Here is a 681-nt window from a genome sequence, read left to right on the forward strand (position 1 = left end):
GTCCAACTCCGCATACGACAACGCCACCCCCGACCCCACCACCGCCACCGCATGCGGCGACCGCGCCACCTGCGCCTCGAAGCGCTCCACGATGGTGGACGGGGCCGGTTCTGCGCCGGTGCCGGCCCAGTCGCCCAGAATCGTCCGGCGCTCGGCGGGGGTGAGGATCTCGATCTGGCCGATGGGGATGTCGGGGGCGGCGACCACGGATTCCAGGAGCCGGTGGAAGCGGGTGACGATGTCACCGGCCGTCTGACGATCGAACAGGTCGAGGCTGAACTCCAGGCCGCCTTCGAGACCCCCGGAGGGACGTTCGGCGAGGGTGAGCTGGAGGTCGAACTTGGCGGTGGCCGGCGTGAACGGTTCCACGGCGACGGACAGGCCGTCGAGTTCCAGGACGGCGGGCGGGTTGTTCTGGAAGGCGAGCATCACCTGGAACAGAGGGTGGCGGGCCATCGAACGGGCCGGATTGACGATCTCCACCAACCGCTCGAACGGAAGATCCTGATGCGCGTAGGCCGCCAGATCCACCTCCCGCACCCGGCCCACCAACTCCCGAAACCCCGGATCACCCCCCGTATCGGTCCGCAGCACCAACGTGTTGACGAACATGCCCACCAGATCGTCCAACGCCTCATCCACCCGGCCCGCCACCACCGAACCGATCGGCACATCGGTGCC

Annotated in this window: 1 protein-coding gene; it reads right to left on the reverse strand. The window is 68.4% G+C overall.

Annotated features, from left to right (window positions below):
• Nucleotides 1–681 (reverse strand): condensation domain-containing protein (locus tag CA984_RS44260; protein WP_242676523.1); only part of this gene is annotated, 681 nt, incomplete at both ends.

This window comes from Streptosporangium minutum (assembly GCF_002149035.1).
Classification (GTDB): domain Bacteria; phylum Actinomycetota; class Actinomycetes; order Streptosporangiales; family Streptosporangiaceae; genus Streptosporangium; species Streptosporangium minutum.